The organism is Anaerotignum lactatifermentans, from assembly GCF_016902535.1.
GTDB classification, from domain to species: Bacteria; Bacillota; Clostridia; order Lachnospirales; family Anaerotignaceae; genus Anaerotignum; species Anaerotignum lactatifermentans_A.
The window spans coordinates 58,207-74,739 of record NZ_JACSNY010000008.1; the positions used below are offsets into that span (position 1 = coordinate 58,207).

Genomic DNA, 16,533 nt, shown 5'->3' on the forward strand with positions numbered 1-16,533 from the left:
CATTGCAGTTCTCCTTAAGAAAATAGTTATTTTCTTAAGGGGAGGCTGCTTTTCCCGTGCTTTTTTTGGGTAACAGCTTCCTTCTGACGGGGGAAGAAACGTAAGAAACAGGAGAGAACTGCGGTTATGATTTTAGTCATTGATGTAAGCAACACAAACAGTACGCTGGGCGTATTCGATGGGGACAAGCTGGTGGCCAACTGGCGGCTGTCTACTCTCAGCAGCCGTACCTCTGACGAGACGGGGATGATGATTCGGATGCTTTTTGTCCATTCCGATGTTTCCGTGGATCAGATCGAGGCGGTAGTGGTATCCTCCGTGGTGCCTAATGTGATGTATTCCCTGCTCAACGGTATTCGGAAGTATCTGAACCGGGAGCCTATGGTGGTGCGGGCCGGCATGAAAACCGGCATCAATCTGCGGATGGAGAACCCCAAGGAAATGGGGACAGACCGTATTGTCAATCTGGTGGCGGCCTATGAGATCTACGGCGGCCCCGCCATTGTGGTGGATTACAGTACGGCTACGACCTTTGACGTGGTCAGCGCGGCCGGAGAATTTCTGACAGGCATTACTGCGCCGGGAATCCAGATCTGCGCCGATGCTTTGACCCAGAGAGCGGCACAGCTGCCTAAAATCGAGATCAAGCGTCCTGCCAGCCTCATCACCAAAAACACGGTGGAAAGCATACAGGCGGGATTGGTGGAAAGCCATATCGGGGAGACCATCTATATTATCGAGCAGATCAAGGAAGGACTGGGACTGCCGGAGATGAAGGTCATCGCCACCGGCGGACTGGCGAAGGTCATTGACGAAAACAGCGAGATTTTTGACGTATACGACCCTGTGCTGGCACTGCAGGGACTGCGGCTCATCTATGAGAAGAACAAAAACAGAAGGTAAGGAGGGGAGAAAATGCTTTTGGTAATCGACGTGGGCAACACCAATTATGTGCTGGGGGTGTACCACAAGGACAGACTCATCAAATGCTGGCGCATGGCTACGGCCGGTGTGCGTACAGCGGACGAGACGGGTATTTTCATCCATTCCCTCTTTGACAATTCCGATGTAAAGGCCAGCAGCATCGAGGCGGTCATCATTTCTTCCGTAGTGCCGGATATTATGTATTCCCTGACCCAGGGCATCCGGAAATACTTCGGCATTGAGCCTATGCTGGTATCTGTGGGTATGAAAACGGGCATCTCCATCCGGCGGGACAATCCCAAAGCCGTTGGGGCGGACCGTATCGTGAATCTGGTGGCGGCCAACGAAATTTACGGCGGCCCGGCCATGGTCATTGACTATGGCACAGCCAATACCTTTGACGTCATCAATGAAAAATCCGAGTTTATCACCGGTTTGATTACACCGGGCATTTCCATCTGCGCCGACGCTCTGACCCAGAGAGCGGCACAGCTGCCCAAAATCGAAATCAAAAAGCCCCGGTCCATTATTGTGAAAAATACCGTGGGCAGTATTCAGGCAGGGCTGGTGCTGGGCCATATCGGCCAGACGAAATATATCATTTCCCGGCTGAAGGAAGAACTGAATCTGCCGGAGATGAAGGTCATCGCCACCGGCGGACTGGCAAGAATCATCGACCCGGACAAAAAGATATTCGACGTGCTGGACCCTGTTTTAACATTGAAGGGTCTGAAGATACTTTATCACAAAAATAAATAAATTCCGCAGGCAGGCGGCGGACGGAAGCATCCGGGCCTGTCTGTTTTATTATGAGAAGGAAAGGAGGAGTTTATGAAGATCGGAACACTGGAACTGGAAAACAACGTCTTTCTGGCGCCCATGGCCGGGGTGACAGACCTGCCCTTCCGCCTTCTGTGCAAGGAAATGGGCTGCGGTCTGGTCTATTCGGAAATGGTCAGTGCCAAGGGCATATTATACGATAACAAAAACACCACGGAACTGCTGCGGGTGGAAGAAGGGGAGCGGCCTACGGCCATCCAGCTCTTTGGCTCCGACCCGGAGATTCTGGGGCAGATGGGGCGCAAGATTGAGCCGTATCCCTTTGATATTATTGATGTGAACATGGGATGTCCCGCGCCGAAGATTGTCAAAAACGGCGAGGGCAGCGCCCTTATGAAAACGCCGGAGCTGGTGGGAAGGATCGTCCGCTCTCTGGTGGAGAGCCAGAAGAAGCCGGTGACCATCAAATTCCGCAAGGGCTTTGACGACGACCATCTCAACGCTGTGGAGATCGCGAAGATTGCCGAGGCCAACGGCGCCAGCGCTGTGGCGGTCCACGGCAGGACAAGAGAACAGTATTACAGCGGCAAGGCGGACTGGGAGACCATCCGTCAGGTAAAAGAAGCAGTGTCCATTCCCGTCATTGGCAACGGGGATGTGTTTACGCCCCAGGACGCCAAGGCACTGCTGGAGGAGACGGGCTGCGACGCCATTATGATCGGCAGAGGCGCCCAGGGGAATCCATGGATCTTCCGGCGGGTGCTTCATTATCTGAGGACAGGGGAACTGCTGCCGGAGCCTACGGCACAGGAACGGGTGGAAATGGCCCTGCGCCATGCCCGGATGCTCATAGACTACAAAGGCGACTATATTGGCGTCAGAGAGATGCGCAAGCATATGGCATGGTATATGAAGGGACTGCCCGGGGCTTCTGTCCTCAGAGGCAGTATGAACCAGATGGAAAGCTACGAGGAGATGGAACGTCTTCTGCGGGCATATCTGGAACAGCAGAATCCATAAAAACGGCAAAGCGCCGGCACGAACCCGAAAGGGAGGTGCCGGCGCTTTTTTTGGTGTTGTGGGGCGAAAAGGGAGATACGCCCCTGTATGGTATATCCAAGAGGATAGGGAGTGGCTGCGGTTATTGGAACATCCGGGACCGAAGTCTGGTGATAAATGAGGTGAAGGGAGATTGTGTGGTGGTCCCGGATGGAATTGTCTGCGGCAGGGCCGCCTGTTCCGCCAGAAACTGCTGGCTGTCCAGCAGCGGCGGTACGGCATCCTTTTTGATGTAGCTGCCGTCGGGCAGCAATACCCGCGCCTTGACATTGTCCGCCTTGCAGGCGTCCAGAATCTGATGGATCTGGGCGCGGATATCCTCGTCATAGACAGGGCAGGCCACCTCTACCCGGCGTTCCGTGTTCCGGGTCATGAAGTCGGCGGAGGAAAGATACATTTTTTCCTCCTTGCCGCTGCCAAAACAGTAAATGCGGGAATGCTCCAGAAATCTGCCGACGATCTGGAATACAGAGATGTTTTCTGTTTTTCCGGGAATGCCCGGCAGGATGCAGCAGATGCCCCGTACCATCATCTGTATTTTTACACCGGCGCAGGAGGCTTCTTTCAGCCGTTCCATAATATCAATATCCGTAATGGAGTTTAATTTCAGGAAAATACGTCCCCGGTCGCCTTTGGCGATTTCCTCGTCAATGAGATGGAGGATACGGGATTTCAGGGAAACGGGCGCCACCAGCAGACGTTCATAGTTTCCCATGAGATTGCCGATGCCCATGTTCTGAAAAAAGAGATTGGCGTCTTTGCCAATGGACTGGTTGGCTGTCATCAAAGACAGGTCCGTATAAAGGGCCGCTGTCTTTTCGTTGTAGTTGCCGGTACCGATCTGGGTAATATAACGGATCTCGTTTTTCTCCCGTCGGGTGATAAGGCAGATTTTGGAGTGGACTTTATAATTTTCCAGACCATAGATCAGTGTGCAGCCGGCGTCTTCCAGCCGTTCCGACCAGTCGATATTGTTCTGCTCGTCAAAGCGTGCCCGCAGTTCGATGAGGACGGTAACGTCCTTGCCGTTTTCCGCTGCTTCGCAGAGATATTCCACCAGTCTGGCTTTGGAGGCCAGACGATAAATGGTGATTTTGATGGAGATGACCGAAGGGTCCTGCGCCGCTTCTTTGACCATCTGTAAAAAGGGTTCCATGCTTTCGTAGGGGTAGGAAAGCAGGAGGTCCTTTTTCTGGATCTGCCGCAGGATGCTCTCGTTCCGATGGATACGGGCGGGATACTGCGGCGTGAATTCAGCATAGGTCAACGCTTTCTGTTTCAGCGGGGACAGCTTTTCCGGAATAGAGAATACCGCCTTTAATATCATGGGCGCGTCGGTCTGGAATACCATCCGATCCGTCAGGGATAGATGATGACATAAATAAGAAAGGAATTTCTGACTGACGGTATGGGAGATTTCCATACGTACCGGCGCCAGACGTCTGCGCTGCCCCAGCACTTTTTTCATTTTTTTGCGAAAGTCGCTGCCTATATCGAACGCCTCGTCATCGGGATGGATGTCGGCGTTTCTGGTGATGCAGAGGACGGTCTTTTCCGAGACCGTGTAATGATCGAAAATACTCTGGAGATATTCCAGAATGATATTTTCCATAGGGATAAAGCGAAGCTCGTGCCCCGGCAGAAAGACCAGCGGCGGGAGTGCCGCCGGAATGGGTACCAGAGCGAAGACTTCTTTTGCTTTATATTTCAGCATAGCCCCTACATAAAGGGCCTTATTGGCCAGATGGGGAAAGGGGTGGTGGGGGTCTACGATCTGCGGCGAAAGCACCGGCAGGACAGAGGAATGAAAATATTGTTTGATGTATTTTTTCTCTGTGGCCTCCAGCTCCGAAAAGGCCAGATGGCAGATGCCGTGGGGACGAAGCTGGCGCTCGATCTCATGAAAGAGCAGATCTCGTTTTACCCAGAGGGGACGGACGGCACGGTAAATGCTGTCCAGCTGTTCTTCCGGGGTCATGCCGGATTTGTTGTCGATGGCTTCCGCTTTGACCTGCGCCAGGTCAAACAGACTGCCCACACGGATCATAAAAAATTCATCCAGATTGGAAGTGAAAATAGATAAAAATTTCAATCGTTCCAGAAGGGGCAGACTTTCATCCGCCGCTTCGTTTAATACCCTGCCGTTGAATTTCAGCCAGGATAGTTCTCTGTTCTGTGTAAAGGAATAGGCCTTATTTCCCATGGATCTCTCCCCTTTGTTCCAATAAATAGTATAGATATCCCTCCCGGACGCCGTAAGGCACCGTCAGGATGCGTTTGATCTGATAATGTTTCGCGATGGCGGAAAGTACCGTGATCCCCGGCAGGAAGGTATGGATTCGCTCCGGGGCCGTTTTTAAAAGTCTGCGGGCGAATTCCTCCGGCTCCTCCAGGGCTTCCGTCAGAAAATCCTCCAGCCGCTGGGGAGGATAGGCAAAAGAGGGAGTATCCTCCTCTTTGCCCAAAGAGCGTACCATTTGCAGGGCCGCCCGGGCGGAACCGCCTACGGCGCATAAGTCTGTGACGGGATATTTTATGGAGGGCAGCTGTTCCAGCTCTTCCATGATATGCCGCCGAATGGTTTCCAGTTCCTTTCTGCGGGGCAGGATGCCCTTTACATGGCTCTGGTACAGGTTCAGAGAGCCTATGGGCAAAGAGACTGCCGTATGGATGGCGTGATCCCGGTAGGAAACGATTTCCGTACTGCCGCCGCCGATGTCGCAAAGCAGGCCGTTGTCCATTTCCATGGCCTGCAAGGCGCCGTAATAGTCGAATACGGCTTCTTCCTCGCCGGAAAGGATGCGTACGTCAAAGCCACATTCCTTTTTGATGGCGTCCAGTACCTCCGGCGCGTTGCTGATATTGCGCAGGGAGGCGGTGGCGAAGGGGAAGACCTCCCGGATGGTCATATGGTCCAGGATTTCCCGGAATTCCCGCAAAACGCCGACAGCCTTTCGGATACCGCTTTTTTTCAAACAGCGGTTTTTATTGATATAACCCGCCAGACCGGCGGGACTTTTTTTATTGAGCAAAGCCCGAATTTGGTGATTTTCGATTTTATAGATCACAAGGCGGATGGTGTTGGAACCGATATCAATGACTGCGTACACGATACTGTCTCCTTTGTTTTTTTCTTGGGTCTATTGTGCGCCTTTCATGTTAAGACCATATACAGGATTATGTTAAACTTTGGTAAAATATGCTTTTTTCGGGAAAAATCGGCAAAAAAGAAGCGCCGGAGACGGTTGGAACAGCTTCGGCGCTTTTTCGTGTTATTTCTTATTCGGGTTTTTTGTTGATTTTTCCGCTGAGACGGGCAATATCCAGACGGCAGACAGCGGTCACGCCCATTTTTGGCCGGATATAGTTGTCGGAATCCTTGAAGGAGTCCGGGGCGTACTGTTTACAGATGAGAACCAGCGCGTGGTATTTCTCCTCCGGGTCGGTAACCAGAGCCGCCGTACCCTCGGCCATGGCGCTTTCATAGCGCACGGTAAAGGCTTCCTGATCCAGACGCAGCTGGGAAACAAAGGTCATGGCCGCGTTGGGATTCTGGGCCATATTTTCCAGCTTGCGGCCGGAAAGGGCACAGTGGAAATAGATGCTGTTTCCGTCCAGCACGTGGGAGACAGGAACGCCGTAGGGCAGATTGTCGCTGTCAGAGGTGATAAATACGCCGTAGGGGCTTTCCCGGATGATGCGTCTGGCCTCTTCCTCGGAGATGGCCCGGTCTTTCCGGCGCAGGGGTGTGTGTTCTGTGGACATGGGGATTCCTCCTTTTTTGATGAATAAGATGGCAATATCCTGAAAAAATGGGATTTTCTTTGCTTTTGGGCTTATTATACTACATTTGGCAGGAGGAAAAAAGAAAATTTTCCTTGCCATGGGGTAGGAATTGTGGTATGCTGTTCTGGAAAAGAGACACCCCCATAGGGGGGTGGGTAGGAGGCGAGAATATGAGAGCGGATAAAGATAAAATCACGGCCCTGCTGAAAACGGCCAGAGGCCAGCTGGACGGTATTTTAAAAATGGTGGAAGAGGACCGATACTGCATGGATATTTCCCATCAGCTGATGGCCACAGAAGCTATTTTGAACAAAGCCAATAAAGAAATTCTGACGGCCCATCTGAAAGGATGTGTCACCGGCGCCAAAACCGACGCCGAAAGAGAGGAAAAGGTGGATGAACTGGTGGCTATGCTGGGCAGAATACTGAAATAAAGGGGGGCTTGCTTGTATGAAGCAAAAATTTGATGTGACAGGCATGACCTGTTCCGCCTGCTCCGCCCATGTGGAGAAGAGTGTGAGAAAGCTGGAAGGGGTGGCATCGGTCAACGTGAACCTGCTGCAAAATTCCATGGTGGTGGAGTATGACGAGGGATGCCTGCAAATCCCGGATATCATCCATGCGGTGGAAAGCGGCGGCTACGGCGCTTCGGTGCAGGGAGAACAGAAATCAGAGGCGGCGCCCCAAAATGTGGCGGCGGAGGAAATGGCTCATATGAAGCGGCGTTTGATCGCGTCCTTCTGTTTTTTGATCCCGCTGTTTTATATTTCCATGGGGCATATGATGGGAGCGCCTCTGCCGGCGTTTTTGCTGGGGGACGAAAATGTGATGATCTTCGCCCTGACACAGCTGTTTCTGACCATTCCCGTTATGATCATTAACAAAAAATATTATGTGGTGGGCTTTAAATCCCTGTGGAACCGGGCGCCCAATATGGACTCCCTGATTGCCCTGGGCTCGGCGGCTTCTGTGGTGTACAGCGTCTTTGCCATTTATTCCATGGCTTATTATCTGGGCCACGGCGATCTGATGACAGCACATCATTATGGTATGGAACTGTATTTTGAGTCGGCGGCCATGATTCTGACGCTGATTACGGTGGGGAAATACATGGAGACCCGTTCCAAGGGCAAGACCTCCGAGGCCATAAGCAAGCTCATGGATCTGGCGCCGAAAAAAGCGATGGTCCTGCGGGAAGGCAGAGAACAGGAGATTCCTGTGGAGGAGGTCGTAAGTGGTGACGTGGTCATCGTCCGTCCGGGTCAGAGTATCCCCGTAGACGGAAAAATCATCGAGGGCTTTTCCGCTGTGGATGAAAGCGCCATTACCGGCGAGAGTATTCCTGTGGAAAAACAGACGGGAGATACAGTCATCGGCGCTACGGTGAACAAAAGCGGCTATTTCAAAATGACAGCCACCAGAGTGGGTAAGGATACCACACTGTCCCAGATCATCGCCCTGGTAGAGGAGGCCGGGGCCTCCAAAGCGCCCATTGCCAAGCTGGCCGATAAGGTCAGCGGCGTATTTGTGCCGGTGGTCATTACCATAGCGGTGCTGGCGGCGGTTATCTGGTATTTTGCCGGGAATCAGCCCTTCTCCTTTGCGCTGTCCATCGGTATTGCCGTACTGGTGATCTCCTGCCCCTGTGCGCTGGGGCTGGCAACGCCTACGGCCATTATGGTAGGCACAGGCAAGGGCGCGGAATACGGCATACTGGTGAAATCGGCGGAAAGTCTGGAAATTGCCCATCAGGTACAGACGGTGGTGCTGGATAAAACAGGGACACTGACGGAAGGGAAACCGGTGGTGACCGATGTGGTGACGGCCAAGGGCATTCTGCGCAACCGTCTTCTGCGGCAGGCGGCGGCTGTGGAGAGCCTATCGGAGCATCCGCTGGCAGAGGCCATTGTGGCCTATGCCCGGGAAAAGGAAGTGGATTTTGTTTCCGCCAATGACCTGCGGGCCACAGCGGGACAGGGCATCGAGGCCCAGACAGAGCAGGGGCTTGTGCTGGCGGGGAATCTGAAAATGATGCGGGAAAGAGGTATTTCTGCGGCAGAACTGGAGGAACGGGCACAGGCTTTGGCGGAGGAAGGGAAAACACCGTTGTTTTTCGCCGAAAACGGCGTTTTGCTGGGGCTTCTGGCCTTGGCCGATACCTTGAAGCCCACCAGCAAGGAGGCCGTAGATGCCTTCCACAGCATGGGAATTGACGTCGTCATGCTGACGGGGGATAACCGCCGGACGGCGGCGGCCATCGGAAAGGAACTGGGCATTGAGGTGGTGGCGGAGGTGCTGCCCCAGGATAAGGAACGGGAGGTCCGCCGCTTGCAGGAAAGGGGCCGGAAGGTGGCTATGATCGGGGATGGCATCAACGACGCGCCGGCCCTGATGCGGGCGGACGTAGGCATCGCCATTGGCGCCGGCACGGATGTTGCCATGGAATCCGCGGACATTATTCTCATGAAAAGTGATCTGATGGATGCGGTGACCGCCATCGAACTGAGCCATGCCACCATACGCAATATCAAGGAAAATCTGTTCTGGGCCTTTTTCTACAACGCCTGCGGCATCCCGCTGGCGGCAGGGGTATTTTATCCCTTGCTGGAGTGGAAACTGAACCCTATGTTTGCGGCGGCGGCCATGAGTTTTAGCTCTGCCTTTGTGGTCGGCAACGCTTTGCGGCTGAAGCTGTTCCGCCCGAAGTTCGCCAAAGGGAAACAGCCGGAACAGACAAAACATACAGAAAAGAAAGAAGAACCGAAGGAGGAAATGGGAATGAAGAAAGTATTGAAGATCGAAGGCATGATGTGTACACACTGCACCGGCAGAGTGGAAAAGGCGTTGAATGAAATGGACGGCGTATCCGCTGAGGTGAGCCTGGAAGGCAAAAGCGCTACGGTAACACTATCCAAAGACATCAGCGACGAGGAACTGGTAAAGACCGTTGCCGATGCCGGGTATGAAGTAGTGGATATTCAGTAAGAAAAGAAAACGGGAGTCCACATCCTTAAGGATGTGGACTCCTGTTTTAGTATGCTTATTTTCTGGGCGGCAGAAGGCTTTTCAGATATGCCTTGTCCTCCGGCGAGACACGATAGGATTCTCGGGCCTTCTGTACGAATTTCCGGAAGGTCCAAGGCTCCAGATTCGCTGTGGGCAGGAAGGCACGGACTTCTTCCGGGAACTTGGCCCATGCCGTAGCCAAAAGCCATGCCTGACCCATACGGACGTAGTAATGCTCCGACTGGACGGCGGCAGTACGGCGCAGTACTTCCGGCAGATAAGTCTCTTCCAGATACTGGGACAGCATAACGATGAGCCCCACACGAACCGCCCAGGGATTCGAGGAAGCAAGATATGCCTGGATGTGGCGGAAGTAATCCGCTTTTGCCGTACCCTTTGCCAGAACTTTTTTCAGGGAAGAGGCGAAGGTATCGCAGATGGCCCAGTTTTCCGTCAGCTCTTCCGCCATGCAGTCACTGTGGGGCAGAAAATCCGCATAAGGCAGAGCGGCGCAGACCATGCCGTAGAGCAGGCGTTCCTCGTGGAAGTCTGTGCCGCAGACACTCAGGAAAGCGGAGGCGTCGCCCCTGGCAATTTCCTTGGCGGTTTTGCGCAGAAGGGGCAGGCGCAGTCCCAGAGTAGGCAGCTGGGAGGCCAGCAGGGATTCGTTGAAGAGCCGGTATGTTTCATCGGCGTTTTGCCGCAGGTCCTTCAGGAAATCCTGATAGGACGCTTTTGTCCAGATGATGTGGTTTGGTTCCATGAGGATACCGCCTTTCTTTTTTTTCTGAAAAAGAAAACAGCGGCCTTTCTTGGGGGGAAAGCCGCTGTTCTCTTAAGGGCTGTCATTGTTAATACAGCAAGACAATTTGGGGGGCGTCTTACTGTACGGAGAAACAATGACAAGAAGAGATGAAAAGTTTGATTCAAAATAGTCTGGTGTTAGGAGATTACACCAAACTACAGAAACAAGCAACGTTACAAAAATGTTTTTCTATCATAAAAAATAAGTATTAGAATAGAAACATTTTTTATTATAATGCAATATTTTCGCAAAAAAGTCAATATATATTAGGAAAAACATTCCATTTCGGCGGCAGAAATTTTTTTTTCGCCGGGAACTTAAGGGAGAAACTTGTAACAGAAGGAATAATTTGATAACATAAGAAGGAGAAAGGGGGCGGAAGATACCGGATGAAAACAAGAGAATCCATGGAAAATTATCTGGAGACCATTTATCTGCTGGAGCAAAGGACTGGTTATGTCCGTGCCATAGATATTGCCACGGAGCTGGGGTTCAGCAAGCCCAGCGTCAGCAACGCCATGAAAAAACTGCGGGCGGAGGGCTATATTTCCGTAGAGGAAAAAAGCCGTATCGTTCTGACGCCGGAGGGGCGCAGGATCGCGGAAGGCACCTATGAGCGGCATTGTGTGATTGCGGCCGCCTTAATGCGCATCGGCGTTTCAGAGGAAACGGCCTTGCAGGATGCCTGCCGGATGGAGCATATCCTCAGCGAAGAGACGTTTTTGTGCATGAAACGGCATCATGAGGCCAGCCTGCGAAAATCAGAGGAATAAAAAACAGGAAGGGACAGCCGCTTGTTTTGCGGAGCCTTCCTGTTATTTTTTTGCCTGTTCAGCGGAAATCGCTGTACTGGTATGCTTTTCCCTGCACAGGGGTTTCGCCGATATGGTATTGTATCATTTCCGATACGGTTACCAGCTGATAGCCCTGTTCCAGCAGAGAGGGCACTAAAGTTTCCACTGCGTCTGCCGTGGAGTCATAAATGCCGTGCATCAGAATCACCTTGCCGTCCAGATTCCCTTCTTTTTTGATGGAAGCCAGGATACTGTCAGCGTTCCGGCTCTTCCAGTCCAAAGTGTCTACGGACCAGATGACGATGGAATAGGGAGAGTTTTGCCGCACGGTGGCGTTAAAGCTGCCGTAGGGCGGACGGAAGAGAGTGGGGGTTTGACCGATGACCTTCTGGAAAATGGCGTTTGTCTTCGCGTGATCCGCCTGAATCTGGGACGCCGTCAGGGTAGAAAAATCCTTATGGTCATAGGAGTGGCTGCCGATTTCGCAGCCCAGAGCCTGTTCCCGCTGGGTTACCTGAGGGTAACGCTCTACCCGGTAGCCTACGTCGAAGAAGGTAGCCACAACGCCGTATTTTTCCAGTGTATCCAGTATCCGGTTGGTAGCGCCGGTGCTGGGGCCGTCGTCAAAGGTCAGAGCTACCATGGGCTGATTGGGATCAATGACTCTGCCGCTGTCCGCCGCAGGCTGTTCCGGCTCGACTTCCTCCGGGTCCGTCAGATAGGAGCCGGAGAATACATCTCTGGGAACGATGACCATGGGCGCGCCGCAGGAGGCGGGCAGGATGGAGTATTTATCGAAATAGAACACAATGTCGCTGTCGCTGACGGTGAAGGAATCATACCATCCTCTGCCGGCGGAAAGAGCCTGTGTACCGCCGAAAAGACGGCAGGCGGTATCCTCATCAGCCATGAAATAGGATGTGACATATTCTTCCGCTTTTTCTTTGTAGGAGGGGCGGAACAGATCTTCCCAGGTGAAGGGATTCCCTGTCTTCAGATCAAAAACATAGACGTGGTATTTGGTAAAGGAGGCTGCACTGTCCGTTTCGCCATAGTTTTCCGTAAAGACGACGTTATAAAGCTGATCCTCCGTCAAAAAGGAGGTGTAGCTGATTGTAAGATAAGCCGCCTGTTTGGGTCGGGAAACTTCCGCGGCGGCCGCCTGTGCGTCAGCATACCGGGTCTGGTAGTCCGTAACCAGCTGCATAGCGGCTTCTTTTATTTTGGCGTCAACGGATTCTGTGCCGATGACGGGATATTCCACCGCGTAGGGCAGAGGATTCTGGTCGGAAATGATCTGCTGGGCTTCTCCCGCTGTCTGCGAGGATTTTTGCTGCGCAAAATACTGCTGGGCGGAAGAGGCAAAGGAATCCTGGGCGCTGGCGGCAGAGGTCATGCCAAGACCCAACAGCATGGTCAGGACCAAGAGCCGGCAGAGCCAGAGGAAGGATGTTTTTTTCATGTGTTCCACCTCCTGGAAACGTTGTTATGACTGAGGGCCTTTCTGATAGTCAGGATGCAGATAGCGCCCTTTTTTGACAGTTTTTTTGCCATACTGGATGGCATGCTGAGGACAGCGGTGCAGACAGGCCAGGCACATATTGCAGTGGTCCTCTTCCCAGACGGGAACGCCCGCGGCCATGGTGATACAGCCGGAGGTGCAGACCTGGGCGCACAGACCGCAGCCGATACAGTTGACCGTAGGGTAAAAAGCGTCTGTTTTTGTGGCAAAGCGCCGGAACAAAGGATTGATGATATTGCTTTTAACAAAGGAGCCCCGTCCTTTTTTCACCCGGAAAAAGTCTCTTTTTTCCAGCTTGACGGCCCGCAGAATCAGCTGAATCACTTCGTCGGCATGCTGCCATTTCTTACGCTGTTCTTCGGGGGAGTCCACCCGGAACATGACAACGTAGTTGTCGGGCATGACCACGGAAAAGCCGCTGTCCAAGGACAGGCCGTTTTCCTGAAGACAGCCCTCCAGAATGGACATGGTTTCCCCGGCGGAGTCACCGCAGGTGCAGACCGCGTAGGTATAGATATCATCGGCATAGTATAATTCCAGATTTTTGATAAAGTCCTCTACGGCTTTGGGCGGTGCCCAGCTGTATACGGGAAATACAAAGCCCAGTTTTTCCCCGGGTTTGAGTGTATAGGTATAGTTGCCGGCTTTGGCCGCCTCCGCCAGATTTACCATATGGTCGCCCAGGCCTTCCGCCAGCATTCTTGCGGTATGGTAGGAGTTGCCTGTGCCGGAAAAATAAAAGATCATAGTCATAACCTCCCCGAATTCGATTGTATTGTCTGCGTCGGACGGTGCTTTCGCCAGACCGACGGCTTTTTTCCATCATACCACAAAATAGAGGTATGATTTTTTCTTTTTTATTAAGTTTTTATAACTTTTCTGATAAAAAAGAACAGGCAGGACGTCTTTGCGTCCTGCCTGTATGGAACAGAGGGGGGATCTATTATTTCAGGTTGCTGATTACGTCAGCGGATACATACAGTACGCCGTCAGTCAGTACGGGAGCGGATGCAGCGGTCATCGCCATATCGCCTTCCACTACATAAGTGGTGCTGCCCATAGTTACGCTGGATACAATGCCGTCTTTCTCCAGCAGAACGGGTTCTGTCTTGCCCTGCCATGTTACAGTATAGCCCTTTGCTTCCGCAGCGTCACGCAGCGCAACGGTTTCGGGTGCTTCTACTTCTTTGACAGCAGCGGTATTTGTTTCTTCCACAGCTTCTCTTTCTTCCAGCAGAAGAACGAAGGAAGGAGTGGTCTGCGCGGGGATGCTTCTTGTGGTTACATCATAGAATACCACCGCGTTTTTGTTTTTGATGTCATCAGCGCTCAGGATGCTTCTGGTACCCAGAGTTGTCAGGATAGTTGTGGAAGCGTCCACATTCAGCTGCAGCATATCAGCGGTGTTTACCAGATCTTCATTGAAAAGACCAACACAGATGAAGCCCTGATCCGCGTTAGCCACTACTGCGGAAACACTGCCCAGGTAAGGAGGCATGCTCATGCCCATGGGGCTGTTTGCGCCGTAAACAACAGCAACTTCCATGCCGTCTGTCAACTGGTCTGCTGTGATGATGGAGCCTGTTTTTCTGTCAGCGATAGTAGTTGTGGGAGATACCACAAAACGCAGGCCGCCGTTTTCGTTGTCGATAGTGATTACCTTGTTGCCGTCCTGTGTGTCGGAGATCTCTACGATCTTGCCGCTGTTTGTCAGGTAAGCAGCTTCGGATGCTTCTGTTTCTTCCACATCTGCCAGTACAGCCGCTGTGGTGCTGTCTGCTTCGCCGTTCATTACGTCAGCGTAAGCCGCTGTGGTACCCAGTACGGTAAATGCCAGTGTCAGTGCCGCGATTTTTTTTGCGTTGAGATTCTTTTTCATATTGTTTTCCTCCTAAAAAATATCTTTGAGATTGATTTTCGTTTTTCTGATTTTTTTCACCGGTTTCTCACCGGCTCTGTATACTCAGACGGGGCGGTTTTGAAAAAGTTCCGAAAAAAATAAAATTTTTTTTGTATTTCTTTTGATACATAAAAATCGGCCTAATGTGACCCGGTTACAGAACGGCGGCTGTGGAAGGAGTATACTGATGTCAGAACAAAACAAAAACCGCAGAGCGAAAGGGAGGCTGGAGACATGAGAAACGTATTGATTTTAGGCGGTGTGGCGGCAGGCACAAAGGTGGCAGCGAAATTGAAGAGAATGTGTTTTGACGCGGATGTGAAGATCCTGACCAAGGACAGGGATATTTCTTACGCTGGCTGTGGCCTGCCTTATTATGTAGGCGATGTGATTACCGATCGGGAAAAGATCATTGTCAATACACCGGAGAAATTCGCCGCTCTGACAGGGGCGCAGGTATTGACAGACCGGGAAGCTGTAAAGCTGGACCCGGCGGCAAAGACCGTTACCGTAAAAAATCTGGCGGAAGGCACTGTGGAGGGATATCCCTATGACGCCTGCGTTATTGCCACAGGCGCTTCCTCCATCGTACCGCCCATGAAGGGCGTGGAGCTGGAAGGGGTATTTCCCATGCGTACCCCCAACGATGCTGATGGCCTGAAGGCCTATATCAAGAAAAACGGAGCAAAAACGGCGGTGGTAGCCGGCGGCGGATTTATCGGTCTGGAAGTGGCGGAAAATTTGCAGGAACAGGGCCTGCGGGTGACGGTCATGGATATGGCGCCGCAGGTACTGCCGGGCTTTGATCCGGAAATGGCGGCCTATGGCAAGCGTCATCTGGAAAAAATGGGGATCTCTGTGCTGACCTCCACCAAAATGGAAGAAATCACCGGGGAAACAAAGGCGGAAGGCGTACAGACAGACAAAGGACTGCTGGCGGCGGATGTGGTGGTGCTTTCTCTGGGTATCCGGCCCAATACGGCATTTTTGAAGGATACAGGGCTGGAATTCGCCAAAAATGGCGCCATCTTTGTGGACCAGCAGATGCGCACGGCCTTGCCGGATGTTTACGCCGCCGGGGACTGCGCTGTGGTTTCCAATGCCTTGACGAAGGAAACACAATGGTCTCCCATGGGCTCCGCCGCCAATATGGAGGGACGTGTGCTGGCGGAAGTGCTGGCGGGAAAGGAACAGCGCTTTGGCGGTGTACTGGGTACAGCCGTAGTGAAACTGCCGGGAATGAACGCCGCGCGGACCGGATTGAACGAAGCGGCGGCGAAGGCGGTCGGCTATGATGTGGAGACCGTGGTGGTGGTCAATGATGATAAGGCCCATTACTATCCCGGCGCCGATAACTTCGTAACAAAGCTTATTGCCGACAGGAAAACGAAAAAGCTGCTGGGCATCCAGGTGTTTGGCCCTGGCGCTGTGGACAAGATGGTGGATATTGCCGTAACGGCTATTACACTGGGCGCAACTGTGGACCAGCTGGAGAATATGGATCTGGCTTACGCGCCGCCGTTCTCTACGGCGATCCATCCCTTTACCGGCGCTTTGAATATCCTGAGAAATAAAATGGAGGGCGTGCTGGATTCCATGACACCGGCGGAATATCTGGAAAACAGAGGCCGGGGATACCATATCATCGACGTTTCGCAGGTACAGGCCTTGCCGGAGGCACAGTTTGTGGATGTGGCCAAGGTCAATGGCCCTCTGGAAGGCGTGAAACAGGATGAGCCCATCCTGCTGATCTGCACCAAGGGCAAACGCAGTTATCTGCTCCAGCAGAGACTGAAGCATTTCGGCTATACCAATACAAAGGTACTGGAAGGGGCGCTGTGGGTTAACGAACCTCCCGCAGCAGAAGAAGAGAGAAGGTAAATGATACAGAAAAGAGCGTGGGCACGGTCCGCGCTCTTTTTGCCGCGGGACTTGAGAAAGAGAAAAAAGACTTTTA

14 protein-coding genes are annotated in these 16,533 nt (G+C 52.5%); 7 read left to right on the forward strand and 7 right to left on the reverse strand.

Features of this window, described 5'->3' with window-relative positions; all coding sequences use genetic code 11:
* The first annotated feature begins 126 nt into the window (after positions 1 to 126).
* The 3 genes from H9X84_RS07885 (at position 127) to dusB (ending at position 2,724) form a co-directional block, all read left to right on the forward strand.
* Complete coding sequence (locus H9X84_RS07885) at positions 127 to 903, forward strand: type III pantothenate kinase (RefSeq protein WP_205133736.1); 777 nt, start codon at positions 127 to 129, stop codon at positions 901 to 903.
* A gap of 12 nt (positions 904 to 915) precedes the next feature.
* Complete coding sequence (locus H9X84_RS07890) at positions 916 to 1,683, forward strand: type III pantothenate kinase (protein ID WP_205133735.1); 768 nt, start codon at positions 916 to 918, stop codon at positions 1,681 to 1,683.
* A 72-nt stretch (positions 1,684 to 1,755) separates the two neighbouring features.
* Positions 1,756 to 2,724, forward strand: coding sequence for a tRNA dihydrouridine synthase DusB (gene dusB / locus H9X84_RS07895; RefSeq protein WP_205133734.1), 969 nt, complete (start codon positions 1,756 to 1,758; stop codon positions 2,722 to 2,724).
* Between the two features lie 121 nt (positions 2,725 to 2,845).
* On the opposite strand, the gene ppk1 is transcribed toward dusB, so the two are convergent.
* The 3 genes from ppk1 to H9X84_RS07910 all read right to left on the reverse strand — a co-directional run bounded on the left by ppk1 (position 2,846) and on the right by H9X84_RS07910 (position 6,528).
* Positions 2,846 to 4,966, reverse strand: a complete 2,121-nt coding sequence (gene ppk1, locus H9X84_RS07900; protein ID WP_205133733.1) for a polyphosphate kinase 1 — start codon at positions 4,964 to 4,966, stop codon at positions 2,846 to 2,848.
* Positions 4,956 to 5,873 carry a phosphatase gene (locus H9X84_RS07905; protein ID WP_205133732.1) on the reverse strand — a complete coding sequence of 306 codons (918 nt, stop codon included), beginning with the start codon at positions 5,871 to 5,873 and terminating at the stop codon, positions 4,956 to 4,958. The genes ppk1 and H9X84_RS07905 overlap by 11 nt, the downstream gene beginning before the upstream one ends.
* A 169-nt stretch (positions 5,874 to 6,042) precedes the next feature.
* Positions 6,043 to 6,528: a pyridoxamine 5'-phosphate oxidase family protein gene (locus H9X84_RS07910; protein ID WP_205133731.1), complete on the reverse strand. Its 486-nt coding sequence runs from the start codon at positions 6,526 to 6,528 to the stop codon at positions 6,043 to 6,045.
* Positions 6,529 to 6,719: 191 nt separating this feature from the next.
* Here H9X84_RS07910 and H9X84_RS07915 point away from each other — a divergent pair, with 191 nt between their 5' ends.
* A complete protein-coding gene (locus H9X84_RS07915; protein WP_205133730.1) occupies positions 6,720 to 6,983 on the forward strand; it encodes a metal-sensing transcriptional repressor in 264 nt (87 codons plus the stop codon).
* Between the two features lie 16 nt (positions 6,984 to 6,999).
* On the forward strand, positions 7,000 to 9,534 hold the full coding sequence (locus tag H9X84_RS07920) for a heavy metal translocating P-type ATPase (protein ID WP_205133729.1): 2,535 nt from the start codon (positions 7,000 to 7,002) through the stop codon (positions 9,532 to 9,534).
* A 55-nt stretch (positions 9,535 to 9,589) separates the two neighbouring features.
* Here H9X84_RS07920 and H9X84_RS07925 read toward each other — a convergent pair whose 3' ends face one another.
* Complete coding sequence (locus tag H9X84_RS07925; RefSeq protein WP_205133728.1) at positions 9,590 to 10,318, reverse strand: DNA alkylation repair protein; 729 nt, start codon at positions 10,316 to 10,318, stop codon at positions 9,590 to 9,592.
* A 431-nt stretch (positions 10,319 to 10,749) separates the two neighbouring features.
* Between H9X84_RS07925 and H9X84_RS07930 the strand changes: the two genes are divergently transcribed.
* Positions 10,750 to 11,133 (forward strand): metal-dependent transcriptional regulator, encoded by a 384-nt coding sequence (locus H9X84_RS07930; RefSeq protein WP_205133727.1) that lies wholly within the window; start codon positions 10,750 to 10,752, stop codon positions 11,131 to 11,133.
* A gap of 58 nt (positions 11,134 to 11,191) precedes the next feature.
* Here the strand turns inward: H9X84_RS07930 and H9X84_RS07935 are convergent, their stop codons facing one another.
* The 3 genes from H9X84_RS07935 to H9X84_RS07945 form a co-directional block, all read right to left on the reverse strand.
* The gene (locus H9X84_RS07935) at positions 11,192 to 12,616 is read right to left on the reverse strand and encodes a polysaccharide deacetylase family protein (RefSeq protein ID WP_205133726.1); all 1,425 of its coding nucleotides are present in this window, start codon (positions 12,614 to 12,616) and stop codon (positions 11,192 to 11,194) included.
* Positions 12,617 to 12,640: 24 nt separating this feature from the next.
* On the reverse strand, positions 12,641 to 13,423 hold the full coding sequence (locus H9X84_RS07940; RefSeq protein ID WP_205133725.1) for an EFR1 family ferrodoxin: 783 nt from the start codon (positions 13,421 to 13,423) through the stop codon (positions 12,641 to 12,643).
* 196 nt (positions 13,424 to 13,619) lie between these two features.
* Positions 13,620 to 14,555 (reverse strand): copper amine oxidase N-terminal domain-containing protein, encoded by a 936-nt coding sequence (locus H9X84_RS07945; protein WP_205133724.1) that lies wholly within the window; start codon positions 14,553 to 14,555, stop codon positions 13,620 to 13,622.
* Positions 14,556 to 14,810: 255 nt separating this feature from the next.
* On the opposite strand from H9X84_RS07945, the gene H9X84_RS07950 reads away from it, so the two are divergent.
* Positions 14,811 to 16,457, forward strand: coding sequence for an FAD-dependent oxidoreductase (locus H9X84_RS07950; RefSeq protein ID WP_205133723.1), 1,647 nt, complete (start codon positions 14,811 to 14,813; stop codon positions 16,455 to 16,457).
* The last annotated feature ends 76 nt before the right edge of the window (positions 16,458 to 16,533 follow it).